Consider the following 22,147-nt stretch of genomic DNA (forward strand, 5'->3'; position numbering starts at 1 on the left):
ACCGGTGCGCTCACCCGCCCTCACTTCTCCGCCAGATAGACCTCGCCCAGCAGCGACGAGTTCGACCACGGCACCTGCTTGTTCTTCGTGCTCGAGACCACTTCCGCCCGCACGCGCGTCAGCATCTGCTGCACCTCCAGCCCTGGCGTGCCGAGATGGCGGGAGAGGGCGGCGGAGAACGGCGAGTTGGCGCCTTCGCCATCGAGCGCGACCTGGCCCGGCGCGGTGGCGAACGCGATCAGCGTCCCCGCGCCCAGCGTTGCACCGGCGCCCAGGCTCGTTGGCGCTGCGAGGCCCGAAGCGCCCTCGATGCCTCGGTTGGTGCCGGCGGCTGCGACCTGCTGCGCCATCGGATTGTTGCGGCAGGCATCGAAGATCAAAATATTGGTGCGGACCTGGTCGTCGAGGCCGGCCATGATCGTGTCCATGTCGATCATCGCCTCCGTCATGCCCGCGCCGGGCTTGAGCTCGACGTCGACGGGGATGAGATAGTTGCGGCCGTCGACCTGCACGCCGTGGCCGGCATAGTACACCAACGCGACCTGTGCCCGCGCCGCCTCGCGCAGGAAGTCGCGCGTCACTTTCTGCATCGCTGCGCGGTCGAGATCGATGCCCTCCGACACCGTGAAGCCGATGTCGCGCAGGCTCCTGGCAACGGCGCGCGCATCGTTGGCCGGATTGGGCAGCGCCTTGACATGCGCGTAGGCGCCATTGCCGATCACCAGTGCGAGGCGCTTGCCAGGCGTCGCCGGGGTAGGCGAGGGCGCAGGTGCCGCGCCCGTTTGCTGCGGGGCCGGCTGCGTCACCGGTGACGGCGCATCGCGCGGGATGGGAGTGAGCGCATCCGTCACCAGCGACAGCCGCACCTTGGCGGTCGCCTGGTTGGCCTTGCTGCCGGCATCGGACGCCACGATCGCCAGCGTCGCCTTGTAGTCGTCGCGCGCATGGGCGTAGTCGCCCTTCGCCTCATAGGCCAGCGCGCGGTGGATATAGCCGGAGATCAGCACGCTGTTCGGCGGCGTCATGATGTTGACGGGCGGTTTTTCCTTCGCAAGCCGGATCGCCTCGCTGCCATCGGCAACGGCGCGATCGAGATCGCCTCGCACGCGCCAGATCGCGGTGCGGTTGATCAGCGGCTGCGGCAGTGTCGGGTCGAGCCGGATCGCCTGGTTGATGTCGGCAAGCGCGCCGTCGAGATCGCCGAGCGCCTCCTTCGCAATGCCGCGATTCTGGAACGAGAACGTCGATTTGGGCTGCAGCTTGATCGTGGCATCGTAATCGGCAATGGCCTTGGCGTAGTCGCCCTTGCCGCGCCAGGCGTTGCCGCGATTGTGGAAGATGGTGCCATCAGGCGGGCCGAGCTTCAGCGCGTCGTCGAAATCGGCGATCGCGATGTCGTAGTCGCCCTTGTCGTAATAGGCCGATCCCCTGAGATTGTAGACCGCCTGGCTCGGCTGGAGCCGGATCGCCTCGGTGGTGTCGGCGATGACCTTCGAATAGTCGCCCTTCTTGTTCCAGCCCACCGCGCGCCAGAAATAGATCGTCGCGAGCTGCTCGCCTTTGAACACCTTCAGCGCGACGATCTTGTTGCAGGCGTCGATCATCTGGTCTGGCGGCGTGGCGTCGGTCGTGCAGAGCGGCCCGAGCTGGCTGCGCGCCTGCGCGAAGGCGGGCGCGGCCCACATGGGCGCTGTGAGCAGGCAGAGCGCGACGAGCAGGCGGCGCATGGCGATGGTCCCTTGAAGGAGAAGCGCTTGTTTGTTGCCCGGCGGTCCGCCGGGGTTCACGCGCTCGTCATTGGACGTGGGGTAAAGCCAAGAGAGGGTATTCCCTCAGTGGGCAGATTTTGCTACGACGCTGGTCCCAACAGTTCTGCCCACCGCTTTCCCACTCATGAAGAACGACGAAATCCTCAGCCAAATCACCGAGTTCTGCCGCAAGGCGGACATGGCGGAATCGACGTTTGGCCGGCGCGCGGTGAACGATGGGAAGCTGGTCCATCGCCTGCGCGAGGGAAAGCGCATCACGATCGACACGCTGGAGCGGATCCAGGCCTATATCGCCGCATCGACGACGGGCGGCCTGCCGCCGCCGCGGGGGCTCCAGGTGCCGCCGGAAAAACGCGATCCGCGTGGCAATTTCCGTTTCTTCGAGAACCGGCAAAAATACCTGCTGTTCGTCCATACCTGCAGCGAGAAGCGGGTGGTCGCCGAGCGCGTCGCGCTGGAGCTCGCCAGCATCCATCCGCGCCCGCCGGCGCTGCGCATCTTCGACGCAGGCGTCGGCGACGGCACGGTGCTGGCCCGGGTGCTGCGCGCAACGCACCAGCGCTACCCGCACATGCCGTTCTACGTCGCCGGCAAGGAGCTCAGCCTCGAGGACTTGCGGCTGACGTTGGAGAGGGTCCCGGACCGCATTTTCGAGCATCCGGCGTCGGTGTTCGTGTTCACCAACATGTTCTACTCGGAGGCGCCCTGGCTCACGCCGGCATCGCCTGCGGCGGCGGCCGCCACCGTCTGGCACGAGGTTCCGTTACGGGGCGCCTCGTCAGGCGAGTTCGAGCAGCAGATCGCCGAGTTGAGGCCGTTCCTGGAGCAGAATTGGCGCGCCGCGATCAGCCCACGCACGGCCATGCCGCTCTACGAGCGGCCCGTCGTCCTGGTGCTGTACCGCGAGGACCACAGGTTCCTGCTGGATTCGACCATTCCGCGGCCGGGCCAGACCGAGGCCAATTTCGACCTGGTCATTGCGTCCCAGCCCTACCGCGCCCTGTCCTCGGTCAATTTCCGGGCAAAGCGGATCATTGCACCGCTGGCGCGGGCGCTTCGGCCGGGCGGGCGCCTGATCGGTATCCACTCCCACGGTCACGATCCCGGCATGGAAATGATCCAGGCGATCTGGCCTGGAGAAAATCCTTTCGCGGTCAGCCGTCATGAGCTATTGCGCGCGGTAAAGTATGAGCTCGGGTCGTTGGGCCGCGACCTAAATTTTAATGCTTATGCGGACAACCGTTCGATCTTCAGGTATGATATGGAAGCGCTGCCCAACGAGGTGACGGGTACCATCGGAACCTCGACGGCCTTTGCAGCGTGGAATGCGGCGGTGTATGTGGCGCAGATCGAGGACGACCGATTGACAGAAATGACTCAAAACGGCCGCACTCTGGATGCCGCCCGGGACGTGCTGCGGAAGTACAACGGGCTCTGGTTTCTCGACGAGTCCTACGTCATCTCGCGACGGCGTGATTGACATAATCCAAGGTTAAACATCGCAAACGCCCGCCAGGTTAACGGCGGAACAAGGGGTTACTGATGCGCGCGTCCTATCTCTTCACCAGCGAATCCGTGTCCGAGGGTCATCCCGACAAGGTCTGTGACCGGATCTCCGATGAAATCGTTGATCTGTTCTACCGCGAAGGGCCGAAGGCCGGCATCGATCCGTGGCAGATCCGCGCGGCCTGCGAGACGCTGGCGACCACCAACAAGGTGGTGATCGCTGGTGAGACCCGCGGTCCCGCATCCGTCACCAACGACCAGATCGAGAGCGTTGTGCGCGCCGCGATCAAGGACATCGGCTACGAGCAGGACGGCTTCCACTGGGAGAAGGCCGACATCGAGATCCTGCTGCATCCGCAGTCGGCCGACATCGCGCAAGGCGTCGATGCGCTGCAGCCGGGTGAGGTCAAGGAAGAGGGCGCAGGCGACCAGGGCATCATGTTCGGTTACGCCACCAACGAGACGCCTGACCTGATGCCGGCGCCGATATTCTATGCCCACAAGATCCTGCGTCTCATCTCGGAAGCGCGTCACTCCGGTCGCGAGAAGGTGCTGGGTCCGGACTCCAAGAGCCAGGTCACCGTGCAGTACGAGAACGGCAAGCCGGTCGGCGTGCGCGAGATCGTCGTGTCGCACCAGCATCTGGTCGAGGACATCTCGTCGAAGCAGATCCGCGACATCGTCGAGCCGTATGTCCGCGAGGCGCTCCCGAAGGACTGGATCACGTCGAAGACCATCTGGCACATCAATCCGACCGGCAAGTTCTACATCGGCGGTCCGGACGGCGATTCCGGCCTGACCGGCCGCAAGATCATCGTCGACACCTACGGTGGCGCGGCCCCGCATGGCGGCGGTGCGTTCTCCGGCAAGGATCCGACCAAGGTCGACCGTTCGGCGGCTTACGCGGCGCGCTACGTCGCCAAGAACATCGTCGCGGCCGGTCTCGCCGATCGCTGCACCCTCCAGCTCGCCTACGCCATCGGCGTCGCGCGTCCGCTGTCGATCTACATCGACACCCACGGCACCGGTAAGGTGTCGGAGGACCAGCTCGAGAAGGCCGCCGCCAAAGCGATGGATCTCACTCCACGCGGCATCCGCAGCCATCTCGACCTCAACCGTCCGATCTACGCGCGCACCTCGGCCTACGGCCATTTCGGCCGCACGCCCGACAACGAGGGTGGCTTCTCCTGGGAGAAGACCGACCTGGTCGAAGCGCTCAAGCGCGCAGTCTAAGTACCAACGTCATTCCGGGGCGCCGCGACAGCGGCGAACCCGGGATCCTTATCCATCATGTCGAGATTTCGGGGCGCCCCTCCAGGGCGACCCGGAACGACCAATTCAACAACAGGACCTCCGCTATGAATGCGAAGCCCGGCTTCACCGACTACATCGTCAAGGACATTTCGCTGGCCGACTTCGGCCGCAAGGAACTCTCGCTGGCCGAGACCGAGATGCCGGGCCTGATGGCCACCCGCGAGGAGTTCGGCCCGAAGCAGCCGCTGAAGGGCGCGCGCATCGCCGGCTCGCTGCACATGACGATCCAGACCGGCGTGCTGATCGAGACGCTGGCAGCCCTCGGCGCCGACATTCGCTGGGTCTCCTGCAACATCTACTCGACCCAGGACCACGCCGCCGCGGCGATCGCCGCCGCCGGCATTCCCGTCTTTGCCGTCAAGGGCGAGACGCTGGCCGAATACTGGGATTACACCGCCAAGCTGTTCGACTGGCACGGCGGCGGTCACCCGAACATGATCCTCGATGACGGCGGCGACGCCACCATGTACGTCCATCTCGGTCTGCGCGCCGAGAACGGCGACACCGCGTTCCTCGACAAGCCCGGCTCCGAGGAAGAGGAAGTCTTCTTCGCGCTCCTGAAGAAGCAGCTCAAGGAGAAGCCGAAGGGCTACTTCGCCGAGATCGCCAAGAGCATCAAGGGCGTTTCCGAAGAGACCACCACGGGCGTGCATCGTCTCTATGACATGCAGAAGGCCGGCACGCTGCTGTGGCCGGCGATCAACGTCAACGACAGCGTCACCAAGTCGAAGTTCGACAACCTCTATGGTTGCCGTGAATCGCTGGTCGACGGCATCCGTCGCGGCACCGACGTGATGATGTCGGGCAAGGTCGCGATGGTCGCGGGCTTCGGCGACGTCGGCAAGGGCTCGGCCGCCTCGCTGCGCCAAGCCGGCTGCCGCGTGATGGTGTCGGAAGTCGATCCGATCTGCGCGCTCCAGGCCGCGATGGAAGGCTACGAGGTCGTGACCATGGAAGACGCCGCCCCGCGCGCCGACATCTTCGTCACCGCGACCGGCAACAAGGACATCATCACGATCGAGCACATGCGCGCGATGAAGGATCGCGCCATCGTCTGCAACATCGGCCACTTCGACAACGAGATCCAGATCGCGGGTCTGCGTAACCTGAAGTGGACCAACATCAAGCCGCAGGTCGACGAGATCGAATTCCCCGACAAGCACCGCATCATCATGCTGTCGGAAGGCCGCCTCGTGAACCTCGGCAACGCGATGGGCCATCCGTCCTTCGTGATGTCGGCCTCCTTCACCAACCAGACGCTGGCGCAGATCGAGCTGTTCGCCAACAACAAGGACGGCAAGTACAAGAAGGAAGTGTACGTGCTGCCGAAGTCGCTGGACGAGAAGGTCGCGCGCCTGCACCTCGCCAAGATCGGCGTCAAGCTCACCGAGCTGCGCAAGGACCAGGCCGACTACATCGGCGTGAAGCAAGAAGGTCCGTACAAGTCGGACCACTACCGCTACTGAGATCGCATCCAGCTGCGACACGAAGGCCCCGGAGCGATCCGGGGCCTTTTTTTGTAGACTCATTGTGCTACGCTCGGAGGTAGAGCCAAAACAAGCCCGCCACTTCTGAAGCGGGTGGCCGCGTTTCCCACGTTCATTGTCAAATGCATATGGAGGGAATGCGATGTCCAGCGAAGCCAACGTTCAGTTGCTCAAAGAAGCCTATCGTCGGTGGAACGACAGCAAAGGCGGGAGCGTCGACTATTGGTTCGACAGCGTCATCGGCCCGCAGATCAAATTCGACTCGCTTCCGCAGGGGGCTCCGGCGGTGCCCTTTGCCAGGTGTTATGACGACCGCGCGCAGCTTCGTGGCTATTTCGACGGTCTGCTGGCTGATTGGAGCATGCAGTACTACACCATGAATGAATACGTCGCGCAGGGCGACGCTGTTTTCGCGCGCGGCTCATGTGCCTGGACCAACAAAAGGACCGGGAAGATCGCTGAGACCCCGAAGGTCGATTTCTGGCGCTTCAAGGATGGCAAGGCAGTCGAATTCTACGAGTATTTCGACACAGCCCTTGTCTACGGCGCTACCACCGCCTGACGGTTGCAATTCGGCACGGCGTCGCTCATCCTGTGCCGGGGAGAACGCCATGGCTAAAGCCGCAGAACATTTCGACGTCCTGATCGTCGGTGCCGGCCTGTCCGGCATCGGCGCTGGCTATCATCTGCAGAACAGGTGCGCGGGCAAGAGCTACGTCATTCTGGAGGGGCGCGACTGCATCGGCGGGACCTGGGACCTGTTTCGCTATCCCGGTGTCCGCTCCGACAGCGACATGTTCACGCTCGGCTATTCCTTCAAGCCGTGGACTGATCCGAAGGCGATCGCCGATGGCCCGCAGATCCTGAACTACGTACGCGAGACAGCAGCCGAGAACGGCATCGAGAAGCACATCCGCTTCCGCCATCGCGTCAAGCGCGCGGCGTGGTCGACGCCGGAGGCACGCTGGACCGTCGAGGCCGAGCGCATTACGGGCGAGGGCGCAACCGAGCTCGTGCGATTCACCTGCAATTTCCTGTTCATGTGCTCGGGCTATTACAAATACGAGGCGGGCTATACGCCGGAGTTCAAGGGTGCGTCGGATTTCGCCGGCCGCATCGTGCATCCGCAGAAATGGACCGAGGACATCGACTACGCGGGAAAACGCGTCGTCGTGATCGGCTCGGGCGCAACCGCAGTGACGCTGGTGCCGGAGCTCGCCAAGAAGGCGGCGCAGGTCACCATGCTCCAGCGCTCGCCGACCTACGTGGTGTCGCGTCCGGCGCAGGACCCCGTGGCCAACAAATTGCGCCGCAATCTGCCGACGCGGCTTGCCTATCATGTCATCCGCTGGCGCAACGTGATGTGGGGGATGTTCTTCTTCCAGCTCAGCCGGCGCCGGCCCGCCAAGGTCAAGGAGCTGGTGCTCAAGGGCGTGCAGATGGCGCTCGGCCCCGACTACGACGTCGCGACCCATTTCACGCCGCGCTACAATCCCTGGGACCAGCGGCTCTGCCTTGTGCCCGACGGCGATCTGTTCAAGGCGATCCGCGAGCAGCGCGCCGCCGTCGTCACCAACGAGATCGACACCTTTACGGGCGACGGCATTCGCCTGAAGGACGGGAGCGAGCTTGCGGCCGACATCATCGTCACCGCGACGGGGCTGGTGCTCCAGGTCGTCGGCGGTCTCGAAATCAGCGTCGACGGCCGCGCCGTCGATTTCGCCAGCACGCTGACCTACAAGGGCATGATGTACGCCGACGTGCCGAACATGGCTTCGGCCTTCGGCTACACCAACGCGTCCTGGACGCTGAAATGCGATCTCACCTGCGAATATGTCTGCCGGCTCATCAACTACATGGACCGGCACAATTTCCGTCAGTGCATGCCGCACAATGACGATCCTGAAATCACCGCGCAGCCGTCGCTCGATTTCACCTCGGGCTATGTGCAGCGTTCGGTCGCGAAGATGCCGAAGCAGGGCTCGAAGCAGCCATGGCGGCTGTACCAGAACTACGCGCTCGACATCGTCTCCTTGCGCTTCGGCAAGATCGACGACGGCGTGATGCAGTATTCCTGATCACGCCGCCGCCGCCCGCTTTATGCCTTGCGCGTGGTGAGCGCGAGCCCAAGATCGATCGCAAGTGCGAGCACTACGGCGGCGCCGCCAAGTCCGAACAGGACCAGATAGTCGCCGCCGGTCTGCGCGTAGATCCAGGAGAAACCGTAGGCTGCCGCCGCCTGGAACAGCGCGAAGCTCGTGGTGGCGTGGCTCCATGTCGCGCGCTGCTGCTCGGTCGAGTGCGGCACGAGCTCGTGGATGCGACCGAGCACCAGCGGCACGATGCCGGGCGTGAAGCCGCCGACCACCACGCTCGATACGATCAGCGAAACCGGCGCGGTGCTGACGGTGGGCAGCAGCACGGCGGCCGCCTCGATCAGGAACGCGGCGCGCAAGGCGGGTCCAAATCCCGAGCGGTCACCGAGATGGCCGGTGACGAGCGGGCCGACGATGGCGCCGAGACCGTACAGCACCCAGTAGCGCGAGCCCGCCGCAATGCCCTGGCCGAGGCCGCGCGCCACGAAGTCGACGATGAAGACCATGTGCGGCACCAGGGCCACCGCGTTGAGGCCATACTGGACCAGAAGCGCGCGGACGGCGGGCGAGGCCTGATGGGACTTCGCGTGATGCGAAGGCGCGGCATCGCTCTTGGCCTCCGCAGGCCAGTTCCACCAGCTCGCGAGCGTGAGCACGGCGGAGAGCACGCCGAGGCCATACCAGCTCTGCTGCAAGCCCTGTTGAAGGAGCAACGGCACCAGCGTGCCCGACGCCGCGACGCCAAGGCCGACGCCGGCAAAGATCACGCCGCCGACGATGCCGCGCCTCGCGGCCGATACGTGCGGCAGAATGACGGAGGCCGCCAGCACCATGATGATTCCGCCGGTGAGGCCCGACAGAAAGCGCCAGGCGAAAAACCAGGTGAACGACACCGGACTAGAGCTCGCGAAGAAGGAGAGGGTGGCAAGCAGCATCATCGCCCGCAGCGCGCGGACTGCGCCGATGCGATTGGCCAGGGCGCGTGCCGCGAGCGCGCCGGCGAGATAACCGGCGAGGTTGGCAGCGCCGAGATAAACGACGTCGGATGCGCTGAACCACTTTGCGGCGATCAGCGCCGGGATCAGCGGCGTGTAGGAAAAGCGGGCGAGGCCAAGCCCGACCAGTGATGCGGACAATCCCGCCACGGCGTACCGCCAAGCCTGCCGCGAAGTCGATTGCGAATCCGATCCCGGCCGCTGATGCGGCCGGGCGTGGTGCCCAGTGTTTGCATTGAGTTCGGTCATGTCATCCTCTGGCGCGCGTCGCGCGCGGATCATCCTGTCTTTGCGGCGCGGCGGCGCCGGAAGTCCTGCACGGGCAGGCCGCCCCAGCCCCAATTGTCGGTGTCGACTTCCTCGATCACGACGAAGGTGGACTCGAGCGGCTTGCCGAGCACGTCGAGCAGCAACTGGCTCGATCCCTTGATCAGCGCGGCCTTCTCCTCCGCCGTGAGCGACGCCGCTCCCGGCGTCGTTCCTTCGCGGGTCACTTGAATGGTGACGATCGGCATGGTGTTTCTCCGCGCTCAGTGGCCGGCGCTCTGGCCGCCGTCGACGTGCAGGATCTCACCGGTGACGAAGCTTGCCTGCTCGAGATAGAGCACGGCGCCAACGATGTCGGACATCTCACCCATGTGGCCGACCGGATGCAGCGCGCCGAGCTGGGCATGCGTCGCAACGGGATGCATCGGCGACTTGATGATGCCGGGCGCCACCGCGTTCACGCGGATGCCGCGCCTGGCGTATTCGATCGCGAGCGACTTGGTCGCGGCGTTCAGCCCGCCCTTGCTCAGCGAGGCCAGCACCGACGGCACGTTCGAATTGGCCTGATCGGCCAGGGTGGTCGTGATCTGGACGACGTGACCCGAACCCTGCTTCTCCATCTCCGCAATGGCGAGCTGCGTGATGTGGAAAAAGCCCGCAACGTTGGTGCCCATCACCGCCGCATAGTCCTCGGCCGTGTACTGCGTGAACGGCTTTGCGACGAAGATGCCGGCATTGTTGACCAGCGTGTCGACGCGGCCGAAGCGCGCGACGGCCTGCGAGACCACGCGTTCCGCGGTGGCCCGGTCGGCGATGTCGCCGGGAACGGCGAGGATGTCATCGTCGCCCGACGGCTTGATGGAACGCGCCGTTGCGACGACGCGATAGTTGCGATCGCGAAAACCCTGGACCAGGGCGGCGCCGATGCCCTGCGATGCACCGGTGATGATGGCGACCTTCTGCTCGATACCCATGACGGGCTCCTGTTGTTGGCTTTCAGAACCTGGGCCAGCAGCGGCTGGCTTGCGTGCTGAAGTACGCCGCGGCGGCCCGGCTGCGAATACACGTTGTCCGGCAGACACTGTTACGTGGCGCGAACGAATGCCGGACCGGCCTTTGGCGGCGGTTGTCGCGGCGGGGGCGAGCGCCTAGCTTGTCACTGGAATTTGATGGGGCGACGGGTAGGCATGGATCGTCTGGATGCGATGAAGGTGTTCGTCCTTGCGGTGGACGAGGGCAGCCTGGCCGCCGCGGGGCGCAAGCTCGGCCGCTCGCCGGCGGCGGTCAGCCGCGCCATCGCCTTCCTGGAGGAGCGGGTCGGCGCCGAGCTGCTGCACCGGACGACACGTTCGATCAAGCTGAGCGAGGAGGGCGAGCGCTATGTTGCGATCTGCCGCCGCGTGCTCACCGAATTGGAGGAGGCCGACGACATCGTGGCCGGACCGCGCACGGCGCCCCGCGGCCAGCTCACGATCACGGCGCCGGTGGTCTCGGGCGAGATGGTGCTGCGGCCGATCCTCGATGCATTTCTCGATGCCTATCCGACGGTGTCGGCGAAGCTCCTGCTGTTCGACCGCTCGGTCAATCTGATCGAGGAGGGCGTCGACATCGCGCTTCGCATCGGACCTCTCGCGGATTCGGCGATGGTGGCGATGCGGGTCGGCGAGATCAGCCGTGTCGTGGTGGCCGCGCCACGTTACCTGAAGCAGCACCCGCGCATCACTGACCCCGGCGATCTTGCCAAGCACCAGATCGTGGCGATGGCGCACCTGCCCAATTCCTGGACCTTTGCGCCACAGGCCGGCTCATCGGCAGCCAGGACAGTCCAGTTCATGCCGCGACTCGTCGTCAACAGCACCTATGCGGCGGTGGCATCCGCGGTTGCCGGGCGCGGCGTGGCGCGGATGTATTCGTACCAGGTGGCCGAGCAGGTCGCGCGCGGCGAGCTCGAGATCGTGCTGGCCGGCGATGAGGATCCGGAGATGCCCGCGCATCTGATCTGCCCGCAGGGCCGGCTCGCGGTGCCGAAGGTACGGGCCTTCACCGACTTCGCCGTGCCCCGGCTGAAGAAGCACTTTGCGCAGCTCAAGAAGAGCCTCGGTGCACGCTAGACATTGCGGCCGCACGGCGACTGCCAATGCGTTGTTTTGCGTATACGGCCGCCGGGCTGAATCGGCGATGGTTCCAGAACGGTTAACGCCGATTTAACGGATGAGTCCTAGCCTGTCTCGGCCGGGGTTACTCGCAAGGCCGAGGTGAGCCCAATGGAAGCCCAGAAGATTGCGGTCGACGCCGTCGTCGCGCTGACCGATTGCGACCGCGACGCCGTCATCGCCTTCATCCGCCGGCTCTATCTCGCCGGCGTCACCGACCCCAAGCGCCTCACGTTCAAAGGCCTGCAGGCGCTGTCCCGGGCTTGATCGGCAATCGAATCTACTTGCTGGTCGGATCGCTGATCCGGATCGAGGTGACGCGGTCCTGCCTCACCTCGAATGAGAAGGGCCATGGCTCGTAAGTCCAGAGTTCGGTCTTCTCCAGCCCGCTCGGTCCGACGTGGAATGGGCCGCCGAACTGCGCCATCAGTTTGTCGGTGCTGTCGCCGAGATTGACCCGGTTGAAGCTGTACGCGGCGACCGGTGCCTCGCCGCTGATCTGGAGCGCGACGGTGCGGTTCGCTTTCACGATGGCGGCAAGATAGGGAAACTCGCCGGTCTTGCCGAGGAAGTAGACATAGGCCGTCGCGTTGTTCGGTTGCGGCAGCCTGCGGTGCGGCTCGCCGAGCACGGCCTTGAGCGAGGTCTCCGAGATGCCGACGCCGAGCGCGCCCATGCGCTGGCAGGCAAAGCTAAGCACGTCGGGATCGGGCGGGGTGATGCGCTTACCGGCTTCGACCTTGCAGGCGAATGTCTGCCCGACCCGTAGCCACTGGCCGCGCAGCTCCGGATCCGGAGGCTTGCCGCCTTGGGGTGACGGCGAAGTGCCTTGGCCGTTCACGGGTGCGAATATTCCAAGCAGAACCAGCGCGAGCGCGGAGCCCGCCAACGACCGCCACATCCCCAAGACGCACCCCGATTTTCCAACCCTGGAACCAGGATAGCACGCCGCAAACCGACCGCAACGCGGGGATTGGCGGCGGGTCGGCTACGATTTCAAATTGTGCGCGGCACGGCTCGGGACGTCCCAATCACAAGCTGCGGAACAGCCTCAGGATGCACGCCAATATCTTGCAGCTCGGGCCAGGTCGGAGTAGATCACGTCCCCGGCTGAGTCACTCGGGATTTGGGGAAATGCTGAAACAGCTTTTTGCGCCGCAACTTGTCATTCTCTATGTGCTCGCGGCTTCGACCATTTACGTTCACTTCCGCGGCAAGCAGCGACTGCGCTTCGCCCGCCAGCTCGGCGATCACTCGACCTATCTCGCGCCCTACAACGTGCTGATGTATGCGGGCTCGGCCGTGCCGAACAAGCCGGTGATCCCGGTCGAGCAGTTTCCGGAGCTGAAGCCGCTCAGCGAGAATTGGGAGACCATTCGCGACGAGGCGGTGCGCCTGTTCGACGAAGGCTTCATTCGGGCCGCTGCGAAGAACAACGATTGGGGCTTCTACTCGTTCTTCAAGAGCGGCTGGAAGCGGTTTTATCTGAAATGGTACGACGACTTCCTGCCGTCAGCGCGCACGCTGTGCCCGAAGACGGTGGAGCTGTTGAATTCGATCCCGAGCGTGCACGGCGCGATGTTCGCGATGCTGCCGCCGGGCGGCAAGCTTGGCGCGCACCGCGATCCCTTTGCCGGCTCGCTGCGTTATCACCTCGGCCTCGTCACGCCGAACTCGAACAAGTGCCGCATCCTCGTCGACGGCGTCGAATGCGTCTGGCGCGACGGCGAGGCCTTCATGTTCGACGAGACCTTCATCCACAGCGTGGAGAATGCGACCGACGTCAACCGCATCATCCTGTTCTGCGACGTCGAGCGCCCGATGAAGTACGGCTTCATGACCGCGATCAACCGCTGGGTCAGCCATCACATCGTCAAGGCGTCGGCGACCCAGAACGTGGACGGCGAGAGCGTCGGCGTGCTCAACAAGGTGTTCGGCAAGCTCTACGAGATCCACCTCGGCAGCCGCAAGGTCAAGGAGTGGAACCGCAACGTCTACTACACGCTGAAATATTCGCTGACGGCGCTGATCCTCGGTCTCATCGTGATATCGGCGCTGCGCTAATCCGCCCTACGAAAAACCCCGGAGCAGGCTCCGGGGTTTTGTTTTTGCGGACGTTGCTGCGGCCTCACACCGGCCTGGCGCCGGTGTTGATGATCGACCCCACATGCTGCCCGCGCAGCGCTGCCGCGATCCGGCCGGGAACGAGACCGTTGACCACTTGTACGCGCGTGATGTGTCGTGCGTTGGCCATCACCTCGAGCAGCGCGGGATCGAACGGCAGTGTGCCCTTCAGCTTCGCAAGATCGGCAAAGCTCGTCTCTTTCAGCAGCTCGGCCTTCTTGCCATCCGCGCCATTGGGATCGGTCGTGTAGACGCCGTCAACGTCCTCCACGATCGTGAGCCCGGCAGCGCCAAGCGCGTCGGCGAGCAGGAAGGCGCCGGTATCGGCCCGATGCAGCGGGATGCGCGCGGTCGGGAATTCATGATGGTGGTAGGGCGGGAAGGCGCTGCCGACGACCGCGCGCGCGGCCGTGAGGTGAATGGCGAGCTGGCTCGCGATGGTCGGGTGCTCGACATAGGAGACACCCTCCGGCGCGAGCAGGCTCGCCAGGATGTGGCCGTTCTGGCCGGCCTCGCTGGCGGCGAGCGGTGCGAGCGAACCCACGGGTAGGCCGAGATCGAGGCCGACGCTGTAGAGATGGCGGGCGCGGATGCCGGCGCCGGTCAGGATGAGCAGGCGATGCTCCGGCAAGAGCGACCGCAACTCGTCGACGAGCGGGAGGATCGCTTCGTGACCGCGGTCCATGATGCGGCCGCCGATCTTGATGACCTGCAGCCAGGGCAGCAGCTTGATCGGCCGGTTGCCGGCAACGGGGCGGGTGAGATCGCTGTCGAGCAGAGTCTGGCGCGCGAGCGGCGAGGCGACGTGCTTGATCTGGTTGGTATCAGCCATGACGGTGCTCTCTTCAGCTCGCGGTGATGATGGTGCCGATATGCTCGCCCGCAAGCGCGCGGGTGAGATTGCCGGGGACGAGGCCGTTGATGATCTGCACCTGCCGGACATGGCGCGCCGAGGTGAGGAGATCGAGCACCGGGAATTCGAGGATCGAATCCTGCAGGCCCTTGGCCTTCATCTCCGCCACCGAGATCTTCGGGATGAAGGTGGCGTTCTTCGACGTCTTCGGGTTCGCGGTGTAGAGGCCGTTCTCGTCCTTCACATAGATCATCGCCTTGCAGCCGAACTGCTCGGCGACGAGGAAGCATCCGGCGTCGGTGCGATAGGGCGGGATCACGCCCTCGGCCGCGGGACGCATCCACAGGCTATAGGGCGGCATGCCGCTGAAGATCACCGCACTCACCTCGGCGAGGAACAGCGGCACGGACGACAGCCCGGCGCTGGAGACGGCGGAGATACCGTGCCTGGCCAGCAGCTGCCCGAGCATCGCGGCGTTCTGATCGGCGACGGAAGCCCCGAGCTGCGACAGCACGCCGGCCGGCAGCCGGAGCCCGGCGGCGATCGAATACAGATGCCGCGCACGGGTGCCGGCGCCGGTTCCGATCAGGAGCTTGTGCGCCTTGCGGGCGGCGACGATCTCCTCGACGATTGGATAGACCGCGGCACGGCCGCGATCGATCATGCTCTGGCCGCCGATCTTGATGACGGTTGCATCGGGGAGGATGCGGAAGTCCGCTGCCTTCTCCGCTGCGGCCACAAGCTGTGGGTCGGTGAGCGAGCGCTGCATCAGCAGCCCCTCGAGCTCCGTGATCGTGTTCGACATCCGAGACATCCTCTCGTTTTCTGATGCAGTCTCTGCGGCGGACCCTTCAGCCTCGACCGCGAATCTTGCCGCACACTTCAGTCCATGGCAACAAGGTGGCCGCGATTTAGCGGCCAAACATGGAGCAGGCAATGGCCCCGTTGCCACTTGCGAACACCGAGATCGTGCAATTCTTCCGCGAGTGGTTGGATACCTTCTCAGGCTATGTCCGCGAGGTCGACTACGCCTCGGCGCGGCCGCTGTTTCACCCGGACGTGCTCGCTTTCGGCACGCATAACGACGTCATCCCGGGGCTCGACCAGTGGGTTACGACGCAATGGAATAACGTCTGGCCGAAGACGACCGACTTCCGCTTCGTCCTCGACCAGGTCTCGATCCTGGCGTCCCCCGACGGCACGATGGCGACGGTGGTCGCGCCGTGGACGAGCACGGGCTACCATCCCGATGGCAGCGCGTTTCCGCGCCCCGGCCGAGCGACGATGGTGTTTTCAAAAGATGGCGATGGCTGGCTGTGTGTGCATTCGCACATGTCGCTCAATCGCGGGGTGCCGCAGGCAAGCCATGCCAATCGGCCGGTGAAGGCCTGGTAGAAATGCAAAAGGCCCCGGACGTGTCCGGGGCCTTTCGATTTCCAGATGTCGTTCAGCCTATTCCGGCTGGCCGATGCTCACCTTCAGCGTGCCGACGCCGTCGACGCCGCATTCGAGCTTGTCGCCCGGCTGGAGCTGCGACACGCCGGCCGGCGTGCCCGTCATGATGATGTCGCCGGCGGCGAGCTTCACCTGCTGCGAGAGTTGCCAGATGATCTCGGGCACGTTCCAGATCAGCTCGGTGAGATCGCCCTTCTGGGCTTCCTTGCCGTTGACCGTCAGCCAGATCTTGCCCTTGGCGGGATGGCCGATCTTCGAGGCCGGCTGCACTGCGGAGCAGGGGGCCGAGCCGTCGAACGACTTGCCGATCTCCCACGGACGCTCCTTCTTGCGCGAGGCGATCTGGAGGTCGCGGCGGGTGAGGTCGATGCCGACGGCATAGCCGTAGACATGGTCGAGCGCCTTGTCGGCGGGGATGTTGAGGCCGCCGCTCTTCATCGCGACGATCAGCTCGACCTCGTGATGCAGATCCTTGGTCAGCGGCGGATAGGGAATGGTGGCGCCGTGGGGCACCAGCATGTCGGCGTGCTTGGCGAAGAAGAACGGCGGGGCGCGCTCGTCGTTGCCCATCTCGCGGATGTGCTCGAGGTAGTTGCGGCCAACGCACCAGATGCGGCGCACCGGGTAACGGCCGCTCTCTCCGACGACGGGAAGCGAAGCCTGGGGTGGAAGCGGAATGACGTAGGAGGCGGCGTTCATGGAGCGGTCTCGCTGCTCTTGGTGGGGTGAAGGAAACTCTATGCGGTTGCGCTGATCGGCGCCAGAGCGCCGGCGTCGTAGTGTTGCAGGCGGAAGAACGAGGCGTAGCGACCCGAGCGGCGGAGCAATTCGTCGTGGCGGCCCTGTTCGACGATTTCGCCGCCCTCGACCACCAGGATCGCATCTGCGTGCATGATGGTGTGCAGGCGGTGCGCGATCACGATGGTGGTGCGGTTCTGGCAGAGATGCTCGATCGCCTCCTGCACCTGCCGCTCGGACTCGGAATCGAGCGCGGCGGTGGCTTCATCGAGCAGGATGATCGGCGCGTTCTTGATCAGCGCGCGCGCCACCGCGATGCGCTGGCGCTGGCCGCCGGAGAGCTGCGTGCCGTGCTCGCCGACCGGCGTGTCGTAACCGAGCGGGAAGCTCATGATGAAATCATGCGCGCAGGCGGCTTTCGCGGCATCAATGATTTGCTCTTCGCTCGCGCCGGGCTTGCCGAAGGCGATGTTGCTGCGGATGGTGTCGCGGAACAGATACACGTCCTGGCCGACATAGGCGGTCTGCGCGCGCAGCGATTTGCGCGAGACCGCGCCGATCGACTGGCCGTCGATCACGATGTCGCCTTGCGTCACCTCGTAGAAGCGCAGCAGCAGCCCCAGCACGGTCGATTTGCCGCCGCCGGAGGGGCCGACCAGCGCGGTGACTTTTCCGGGCTCGGCAACGAAGGACATGCGGTTGAGGACGGTCTCGCCGGTCCGGTAGGAGAAGCTGACGTCGCGCAGCTCGATCTTCGCTTCGGACAGCTTGAGCGCTGGCTTGTCGTCGTCGGAATGCTCGCTCGCCGGGCTGTCGACCACTTCGAGCAGCATGCGCGCGCCGACGAGCTGGCTGTTCAGGTCGATGTTGAGCCGCGCCAGCCGCTTGGCCGGCTCGGTCGCCATCAGGAACGCGGTCATGAAGGAGAAGAACGCGCCGGGCGTGGCGTTGAGCGCGACCACGCTGTAGCCGCCGTAGAGCAGGCAGCCGGCGACCGCGAACCCCCCGAGCATCTCCATCAGCGGGTTGGAACGGTTGGCGACGCGGGCCATCTTGTTGGCGTTGCGCTCGACGATCGCGATGTTCTCGTCGATGCGCTTCTGCATGGTGTCTTCGAGCGTGAATGCCTTCACCGTGCGGATGCCCTGGAGCGATTCCTGCATCGTCTCCAAGATGTCGGCGGTGCCGGTGAACTGGTTGAAGGCGAGGCCCTTGATGCGCTTGACCAGCTTGCGCAGCACCAGCATCGCCGGCGGCACCACGACGAGGCCGATGAACGACATCACCGGGTCCTGCCACACCATCACGCCGATCATCGCGAGCAGCATCATGAGGTCGCGTCCGACAGCGTTGACCAGCATGTTGAGCACGTCGGTGATGGATTTGGCGCCGGCGGTCAGCCGCGCCAGGAATTCAGACGAATGCCGTTCGGAGAAGAAGCCGACGCTCTCGCGCATCAGCTTGGCGAATAGCTGGCGCTGGTTGGTAGCGAGGATCGCGTTGCTTATCTTGGTCAGGATCACCATGTGGCCGTAGGTCGCCACGCCCTTGATGAACAGCAGGACCACCGTGATGCCCGAGAACATCGCGATGCCCGGGATGTTCTTGTCGACATAGGCCTGGTTGATGACCTGGCCGAGCACGTAGGTCGCGCCCGCGGTCGATCCGGCGGCAAGCGCCATCAGCGCGAAGGCGACGAGGTAACGCCGCCAGTAGATGATCCCCTGTTCCGTGACCAGGCGGCGAATCAGGATTGCCGCCGTATAGGGATCGTCGGTGATTTTCTTTGGAAACTGGGCCATCCGGTGTCCATTGACGGGGCAAGGAAAAGCCTGCCCGCGCGTCAGGGATCGAAGGGCCTCTGTGCCCGCTAAAGCCGCGCTTTTCAAGCCCAATTAAGGGCTTGCGCTGGGATGGAATCTAAGCCGAGACGGCGTGGCGGAGCTCGCCATGGCGCTCGCGGAACAGCTTGTCCTCCCAGGCCAGCGCGTGGGCCGCGATGGTCTCGAGGTCGTCGTATTGCGGCTTCCAGTCGAGCAGGCCGCGGATGCGGCTGGTGTCGGCGACCATGGTCATGATGTCGCCGGGCCGGCGCGGGGCGTATTGCACGGCGAAGCTGCGCCCCGAAACCCGGCGCACCGCGTCGATGGTTTCCAGCACCGAATAGCCGCGGCCATAGCCGCAATTGAGCGTCGTCGAGGCGCCGCCATTGCGCAGGTAAGCGAGTGCCGAGCGATGGGCCTGCGAGAGGTCCGAGACGTGGATGAAGTCGCGGATGCAGCTGCCGTCCTGGGTCGGATAGTCGGTGCCGAACACATCGATCTTGGCGCGCTGGCCGGTCGCGGCCTCGACGGCGATCTTGAGCAGATGCGTAGCGCCGACGGTGGCCAGCCCGATGCGCGCCTGCGGATCGGCGCCAGCGACGTTGAAATAGCGCAAGGTCACGTATTGCATGCCGTAGGCGGCGGCGACGTCGTGCAGCATGATCTCGGTCATCAGCTTCGACGAGCCGTAGGGCGACAGCGGCCGCGTCGGCGCGTGCTCCGGCACCGGCACCAGGTCCGGATTGCCGTAGACGGCCGCGGTCGAGGAGAAGATGAAACGGCTGATGCCGCGCTTGACGGCGACGTTGAGCAGGTTGCGCGCGGTCATGAAGTTGTTGCGGTAGTAGCCGAGCGGATCGCGCATCGACTCCGGCACGACGACGGAGCCCGCGAAATGGATGATGCTCTCGATGTTGTGCTGGGCGATCACGCCTTCGACCAGGTTCTCGTCGCCGGCGTCGCCAATGAACAGCGGCACGCCCTCGGGCAGATAGGCCGAGAAACCGGTCGAGAGATCGTCGATCACGACGACGTCCTCGCCGGCTTCCGCCAGCGCCAGGACCGTGTGACTTCCGATATAGCCGGCGCCGCCGGTGACTAGCACAGTCATGATCTCACCCGTCTTCGATCAACGCGCCAAGTTAACGTTTGCGCGGTGAAGAGGGGGTTTCGGCAGCTCTGAACTGGTCACTATGCTTAATGTTGCGTATAGGGGGCTTTCGTAACGGAGCATGACGTGGCGAATTCCCCCGGCGATCTCGAAGTGATCGTGCCAAATCTGCACAGGCGCTATTCCGGGGTCACCGCGACCAACCGGATGGTGGCGCCCCGGCTGGCAAAGCTCTATCGCGCGGCGTGGTTCGGCTCGGATGCGCCGGAGGGGATTTCGCGGCTGAGCGCTGCCGATTTCCTCAAGCTATGGGGCCGCAAGACGCCATTGATCTGGCACGCGCGGCGCAACAACGAGATGATCGCGGGCGTCGTGCTGCGCGCGCTCGGCTGGCCATTGAAACTCGTGTTCACGTCGGCCGCGCAGCGGCATCACAGCTGGATCACGCGCGGGTTGATCCGGCGCATGGACGCGATCATCGCGACATCAGACATCTCGGCCTCGTTCCTGAAGGTGAAGGCGACGGTGATCCCGCACGGCGTCGACACCGACGTTTATGCGCCGCCGAACGATCGCGCCGCGGCCTTTGCGGAAGCCGCGCTGCCGGGCCGCTACGCGATCGGCTGTTTCGGCCGCGTGCGCGCGCAGAAGGGCACGGATGTGTTCGTCGATGCGATGTGTCGCCTGCTGCCGCGCTATCCTGACTTCACTGCAATCATCGTCGGACAGGTCACGCCGGAGCAGACTCCCTTTGCGAACGATCTGAAGAAGCGGATCGATGCCGCCGGCCTGCAGTCGCGCATCGTCATCACCGGTGAGCTGCCGATCGAAGCGGTGCAGCGCTGGTATCAGCGGCTGACGATCTACGCCTTCACCTCGCGCAACGAAGGTTTTGGTTTGACGCTGATAGAGGCGATGGCGGCCGGCAGCGCGCTCGTTGCCGCGCGCGCCGGTGCGGCCGCGCTCGTGGTCGAGGACGGCTCGACAGGTGTGCTGATCCCGACTGGTGACGCTGATGCGTTGGCCGCCGCGCTCGAACCGCTGATGCGCGACCCGGACGCCGCGCTCGCCATGGGCGCGCGGGGGCGGGCACGGGTGCTGGCGAAGTTCAGCCTCGATGCCGAAGCGGCGCGGATCGGCGACGTTTATCGTCCGCTGCTCTGAACTGCCGTTTTCGCGACCGCAAACAAAAATCTCGAAAACAACCCCATGCAAAGTAGCCGGTGCCAGCGGAATCAACGGGTTGACGGCCGGTGCGATGCGTTGCGGATTTTACGCAGCCGTTTGACACGTCGGGCAAAACAGCGGCACGATGTCATCATCGGCCGCAGTTGCGATACCCGGATCATCCATCCAGGTTCCTTCAAACCGTCGCGGTCGACTTCACATTGGGCAGCGCACATACGGCATTTGCACTGGCACCGGCTCCTTGGAGCTGAGTGTGATATTATTCTCTCCGGAGAATGTCAGGTCGAATGCGACGTCTGAAATCGCGACGCCGTCCGAGCACGACGCGATTATTCGCATATTCGGCCCGTCATCGCGCAACGATTTGACCGTGCATTTTTCAAATGTGCCGGTTACTTGCCTTCCCTGGACGATTAAACCGCCCGCGTGGAGATCAGCATCTTTCTTGAAGGCAAGCCTGTTGTTCTCTTTCGTGAATATTTGGCCACAGGCCGAGGCGTCGATTGTCCAAGCTCCGTTCAAATCCGCAGCCTGAATCGAGGCCGATTGCGTCACGAGAAGTACCAACGTCACCAAAGGATTGAAGGTCCTCATGAAACTCTCCGACTAAATGGTCAATACTGCCAAATCAGCCTCTTCGACGCCGATGGGGGCGCAGCAAGACGCGCCCCTTCGTATCGGTCTTGAGCAGTATTTGGGTGCGGCGAACTGGCGAAGCTGTTGTTGATCTAAGTCAATAGGCTCTGCAGAGCGCTCGTCTGCTTGAGGCAAAGCGCAGCGTAGCGCGATGACGAGTGCGATCTGTCAGAGCTGGAAAGGCCGCCGCATTTGTCCGGCGGCCTCCGCGCTTGAGTGGCTTGCGGGGCGGCGCCCCAGCTAGAGATCGATGCTAACGGCGATGTTGCGGCCCTGTAGTTGGGAAATCTTCATTCCGTCAGCCTGCACTTGCGCGAACTCCGGGTCGTTTGCCACGGCTTCCTGCACTTTGCCGTAAACTTCCCAATTGGAATAGCGCGTCGCAACCAGCAACTCTCCTGCCCACTGGCCAGTGTGGAAGCGGGAGAGCCGAAGAAATTCGGCGCCGTGTTTCTCAAAGATTTTCTTCGCCTGCCTGACGATCTTGATCATTTCCTCGGGCTTGTCGGTCTTGAAGCGAGTGAATTGAACGATCGGCATGGGGCTACCTCCATAACTGTGTAAAATGTCCAAGAGGCATGTATCGAGCGACGTTTGAGGAGCGAACCTCTTGTTCGAATCTCGATGAAGAT

22 protein-coding genes are annotated in these 22,147 nt (G+C 64.3%); 10 read left to right on the forward strand and 12 right to left on the reverse strand.

Annotation, left to right across the window (positions count from 1 at the left end):
- Nucleotides 1–20: 20 nt before the first annotated feature.
- Nucleotides 21–1,727 carry a caspase family protein gene (locus AB7531_RS14225; protein ID WP_063982184.1) on the reverse strand — a complete coding sequence of 569 codons (1,707 nt, stop codon included), beginning with the start codon at nucleotides 1,725–1,727 and terminating at the stop codon, nucleotides 21–23.
- A 166-nt stretch (nucleotides 1,728–1,893) separates the two neighbouring features.
- Here AB7531_RS14225 and AB7531_RS14230 point away from each other — a divergent pair, with 166 nt between their 5' ends.
- The 5 genes from AB7531_RS14230 (at nucleotide 1,894) to AB7531_RS14250 (ending at nucleotide 8,154) form a co-directional block, all read left to right on the forward strand.
- Nucleotides 1,894–3,249, forward strand: a complete 1,356-nt coding sequence (locus AB7531_RS14230) for a hypothetical protein (protein WP_038957543.1) — start codon at nucleotides 1,894–1,896, stop codon at nucleotides 3,247–3,249.
- 62 nt (nucleotides 3,250–3,311) lie between these two features.
- The gene (metK, locus tag AB7531_RS14235; protein WP_063982185.1) at nucleotides 3,312–4,508 is read left to right on the forward strand and encodes a methionine adenosyltransferase; all 1,197 of its coding nucleotides are present in this window, start codon (nucleotides 3,312–3,314) and stop codon (nucleotides 4,506–4,508) included.
- A 125-nt stretch (nucleotides 4,509–4,633) separates the two neighbouring features.
- On the forward strand, nucleotides 4,634–6,055 hold the full coding sequence (ahcY, locus tag AB7531_RS14240) for an adenosylhomocysteinase (RefSeq protein ID WP_063982186.1): 1,422 nt from the start codon (nucleotides 4,634–4,636) through the stop codon (nucleotides 6,053–6,055).
- A 163-nt stretch (nucleotides 6,056–6,218) separates the two neighbouring features.
- On the forward strand, nucleotides 6,219–6,638 hold the full coding sequence (locus AB7531_RS14245; RefSeq protein WP_063982187.1) for a nuclear transport factor 2 family protein: 420 nt from the start codon (nucleotides 6,219–6,221) through the stop codon (nucleotides 6,636–6,638).
- 49 nt (nucleotides 6,639–6,687) lie between these two features.
- Complete coding sequence (locus AB7531_RS14250) at nucleotides 6,688–8,154, forward strand: flavin-containing monooxygenase (RefSeq protein ID WP_063982188.1); 1,467 nt, start codon at nucleotides 6,688–6,690, stop codon at nucleotides 8,152–8,154.
- A gap of 20 nt (nucleotides 8,155–8,174) precedes the next feature.
- Here the strand turns inward: AB7531_RS14250 and AB7531_RS14255 are convergent, their stop codons facing one another.
- Genes AB7531_RS14255 through AB7531_RS14265 form a run of 3 tightly spaced genes read right to left on the reverse strand, consistent with a single transcriptional unit; the run spans nucleotide 8,175 to nucleotide 10,408 of the window.
- Complete coding sequence (locus AB7531_RS14255; protein WP_084795352.1) at nucleotides 8,175–9,416, reverse strand: YbfB/YjiJ family MFS transporter; 1,242 nt, start codon at nucleotides 9,414–9,416, stop codon at nucleotides 8,175–8,177.
- A 29-nt stretch (nucleotides 9,417–9,445) separates the two neighbouring features.
- Nucleotides 9,446–9,682 carry a tautomerase family protein gene (locus tag AB7531_RS14260; protein WP_063982190.1) on the reverse strand — a complete coding sequence of 79 codons (237 nt, stop codon included), beginning with the start codon at nucleotides 9,680–9,682 and terminating at the stop codon, nucleotides 9,446–9,448.
- A gap of 15 nt (nucleotides 9,683–9,697) precedes the next feature.
- Entirely contained in the window at nucleotides 9,698–10,408 is a 711-nt protein-coding gene (locus AB7531_RS14265) for an SDR family NAD(P)-dependent oxidoreductase (protein ID WP_028154477.1), read from the reverse strand.
- 213 nt (nucleotides 10,409–10,621) lie between these two features.
- Between AB7531_RS14265 and AB7531_RS14270 the strand changes: the two genes are divergently transcribed.
- Nucleotides 10,622–11,545, forward strand: coding sequence for a LysR family transcriptional regulator (locus AB7531_RS14270; RefSeq protein ID WP_063982191.1), 924 nt, complete (start codon nucleotides 10,622–10,624; stop codon nucleotides 11,543–11,545).
- A 153-nt stretch (nucleotides 11,546–11,698) separates the two neighbouring features.
- Nucleotides 11,699–11,854 (forward strand): hypothetical protein, encoded by a 156-nt coding sequence (locus tag AB7531_RS14275; RefSeq protein WP_014493894.1) that lies wholly within the window; start codon nucleotides 11,699–11,701, stop codon nucleotides 11,852–11,854.
- 13 nt (nucleotides 11,855–11,867) lie between these two features.
- On the opposite strand, the gene AB7531_RS14280 is transcribed toward AB7531_RS14275, so the two are convergent.
- A complete protein-coding gene (locus AB7531_RS14280) occupies nucleotides 11,868–12,488 on the reverse strand; it encodes a hypothetical protein (protein ID WP_063982192.1) in 621 nt (206 codons plus the stop codon).
- A 233-nt stretch (nucleotides 12,489–12,721) separates the two neighbouring features.
- Here AB7531_RS14280 and AB7531_RS14285 point away from each other — a divergent pair, with 233 nt between their 5' ends.
- On the forward strand, nucleotides 12,722–13,651 hold the full coding sequence (locus AB7531_RS14285) for an aspartyl/asparaginyl beta-hydroxylase domain-containing protein (RefSeq protein ID WP_063982193.1): 930 nt from the start codon (nucleotides 12,722–12,724) through the stop codon (nucleotides 13,649–13,651).
- 64 nt (nucleotides 13,652–13,715) lie between these two features.
- Here the strand turns inward: AB7531_RS14285 and AB7531_RS14290 are convergent, their stop codons facing one another.
- Both AB7531_RS14290 and AB7531_RS14295 read right to left on the reverse strand, forming a co-directional pair.
- Nucleotides 13,716–14,543, reverse strand: coding sequence for an amino acid kinase family protein (locus AB7531_RS14290; protein ID WP_063982194.1), 828 nt, complete (start codon nucleotides 14,541–14,543; stop codon nucleotides 13,716–13,718).
- A gap of 13 nt (nucleotides 14,544–14,556) precedes the next feature.
- A complete protein-coding gene (locus AB7531_RS14295) occupies nucleotides 14,557–15,369 on the reverse strand; it encodes an amino acid kinase family protein (protein ID WP_063982195.1) in 813 nt (270 codons plus the stop codon).
- Between the two features lie 131 nt (nucleotides 15,370–15,500).
- On the opposite strand from AB7531_RS14295, the gene AB7531_RS14300 reads away from it, so the two are divergent.
- Nucleotides 15,501–15,959, forward strand: a complete 459-nt coding sequence (locus AB7531_RS14300; RefSeq protein ID WP_063982196.1) for a YybH family protein — start codon at nucleotides 15,501–15,503, stop codon at nucleotides 15,957–15,959.
- Nucleotides 15,960–16,016: 57 nt separating this feature from the next.
- On the opposite strand, the gene AB7531_RS14305 is transcribed toward AB7531_RS14300, so the two are convergent.
- From AB7531_RS14305 to galE, 3 genes are all read right to left on the reverse strand, one after another.
- Nucleotides 16,017–16,718: a fumarylacetoacetate hydrolase family protein gene (locus AB7531_RS14305; RefSeq protein WP_063982197.1), complete on the reverse strand. Its 702-nt coding sequence runs from the start codon at nucleotides 16,716–16,718 to the stop codon at nucleotides 16,017–16,019.
- Between the two features lie 38 nt (nucleotides 16,719–16,756).
- Nucleotides 16,757–18,559 (reverse strand): ABC transporter ATP-binding protein, encoded by a 1,803-nt coding sequence (locus AB7531_RS14310; protein WP_063982198.1) that lies wholly within the window; start codon nucleotides 18,557–18,559, stop codon nucleotides 16,757–16,759.
- A 118-nt stretch (nucleotides 18,560–18,677) separates the two neighbouring features.
- Nucleotides 18,678–19,691 (reverse strand): UDP-glucose 4-epimerase GalE, encoded by a 1,014-nt coding sequence (gene galE / locus AB7531_RS14315; RefSeq protein WP_028153516.1) that lies wholly within the window; start codon nucleotides 19,689–19,691, stop codon nucleotides 18,678–18,680.
- A 126-nt stretch (nucleotides 19,692–19,817) separates the two neighbouring features.
- Here galE and AB7531_RS14320 point away from each other — a divergent pair, with 126 nt between their 5' ends.
- Nucleotides 19,818–20,855: a glycosyltransferase family 4 protein gene (locus tag AB7531_RS14320; RefSeq protein WP_063982199.1), complete on the forward strand. Its 1,038-nt coding sequence runs from the start codon at nucleotides 19,818–19,820 to the stop codon at nucleotides 20,853–20,855.
- Between the two features lie 219 nt (nucleotides 20,856–21,074).
- Here the strand turns inward: AB7531_RS14320 and AB7531_RS14325 are convergent, their stop codons facing one another.
- Both AB7531_RS14325 and AB7531_RS14330 read right to left on the reverse strand, forming a co-directional pair.
- Nucleotides 21,075–21,473 carry a hypothetical protein gene (locus AB7531_RS14325; RefSeq protein WP_028153514.1) on the reverse strand — a complete coding sequence of 133 codons (399 nt, stop codon included), beginning with the start codon at nucleotides 21,471–21,473 and terminating at the stop codon, nucleotides 21,075–21,077.
- A gap of 282 nt (nucleotides 21,474–21,755) precedes the next feature.
- A complete protein-coding gene (locus AB7531_RS14330; protein WP_028153513.1) occupies nucleotides 21,756–22,055 on the reverse strand; it encodes a hypothetical protein in 300 nt (99 codons plus the stop codon).
- Nucleotides 22,056–22,147: the final 92 nt, after the last annotated feature.

Origin of the sequence: Bradyrhizobium sp. 63_E2_N1_3, assembly GCF_052076005.1 — a bacterium.
GTDB lineage: Bacteria > Pseudomonadota > Alphaproteobacteria > Rhizobiales > Xanthobacteraceae > Bradyrhizobium > Bradyrhizobium barranii.

What these genes read in the sequence shown, in the direction of transcription:
- ahcY (WP_063982186.1), top strand. Translation starts at nt 4,634, where the DNA reads ATGAATGCGAAGCCCGGCTTCACCGACTACATCGTCAAGGACATTTCG.
- galE (WP_028153516.1), bottom strand. Translation starts at nt 19,691, where the DNA reads ATGACTGTGCTAGTCACCGGCGGCGCCGGCTATATCGGAAGTCACACG.
- AB7531_RS14330 (WP_028153513.1), bottom strand. Translation starts at nt 22,055, where the DNA reads ATGCCGATCGTTCAATTCACTCGCTTCAAGACCGACAAGCCCGAGGAA.
- metK (WP_063982185.1), top strand. Translation starts at nt 3,312, where the DNA reads ATGCGCGCGTCCTATCTCTTCACCAGCGAATCCGTGTCCGAGGGTCAT.
- AB7531_RS14325 (WP_028153514.1), bottom strand. Translation starts at nt 21,473, where the DNA reads ATGAGGACCTTCAATCCTTTGGTGACGTTGGTACTTCTCGTGACGCAA.
- AB7531_RS14270 (WP_063982191.1), top strand. Translation starts at nt 10,622, where the DNA reads ATGGATCGTCTGGATGCGATGAAGGTGTTCGTCCTTGCGGTGGACGAG.
- AB7531_RS14245 (WP_063982187.1), top strand. Translation starts at nt 6,219, where the DNA reads ATGTCCAGCGAAGCCAACGTTCAGTTGCTCAAAGAAGCCTATCGTCGG.
- AB7531_RS14290 (WP_063982194.1), bottom strand. Translation starts at nt 14,543, where the DNA reads ATGGCTGATACCAACCAGATCAAGCACGTCGCCTCGCCGCTCGCGCGC.
- AB7531_RS14255 (WP_084795352.1), bottom strand. Translation starts at nt 9,416, where the DNA reads ATGACCGAACTCAATGCAAACACTGGGCACCACGCCCGGCCGCATCAG.
- AB7531_RS14280 (WP_063982192.1), bottom strand. Translation starts at nt 12,488, where the DNA reads ATGTGGCGGTCGTTGGCGGGCTCCGCGCTCGCGCTGGTTCTGCTTGGA.
- AB7531_RS14305 (WP_063982197.1), bottom strand. Translation starts at nt 16,718, where the DNA reads ATGAACGCCGCCTCCTACGTCATTCCGCTTCCACCCCAGGCTTCGCTT.
- AB7531_RS14265 (WP_028154477.1), bottom strand. Translation starts at nt 10,408, where the DNA reads ATGGGTATCGAGCAGAAGGTCGCCATCATCACCGGTGCATCGCAGGGC.
- AB7531_RS14285 (WP_063982193.1), top strand. Translation starts at nt 12,722, where the DNA reads ATGCTGAAACAGCTTTTTGCGCCGCAACTTGTCATTCTCTATGTGCTC.
- AB7531_RS14310 (WP_063982198.1), bottom strand. Translation starts at nt 18,559, where the DNA reads ATGGCCCAGTTTCCAAAGAAAATCACCGACGATCCCTATACGGCGGCA.
- AB7531_RS14230 (WP_038957543.1), top strand. Translation starts at nt 1,894, where the DNA reads ATGAAGAACGACGAAATCCTCAGCCAAATCACCGAGTTCTGCCGCAAG.
- AB7531_RS14300 (WP_063982196.1), top strand. Translation starts at nt 15,501, where the DNA reads ATGGCCCCGTTGCCACTTGCGAACACCGAGATCGTGCAATTCTTCCGC.
- AB7531_RS14225 (WP_063982184.1), bottom strand. Translation starts at nt 1,727, where the DNA reads ATGCGCCGCCTGCTCGTCGCGCTCTGCCTGCTCACAGCGCCCATGTGG.
- AB7531_RS14295 (WP_063982195.1), bottom strand. Translation starts at nt 15,369, where the DNA reads ATGTCGAACACGATCACGGAGCTCGAGGGGCTGCTGATGCAGCGCTCG.
- AB7531_RS14250 (WP_063982188.1), top strand. Translation starts at nt 6,688, where the DNA reads ATGGCTAAAGCCGCAGAACATTTCGACGTCCTGATCGTCGGTGCCGGC.
- AB7531_RS14275 (WP_014493894.1), top strand. Translation starts at nt 11,699, where the DNA reads ATGGAAGCCCAGAAGATTGCGGTCGACGCCGTCGTCGCGCTGACCGAT.
- AB7531_RS14260 (WP_063982190.1), bottom strand. Translation starts at nt 9,682, where the DNA reads ATGCCGATCGTCACCATTCAAGTGACCCGCGAAGGAACGACGCCGGGA.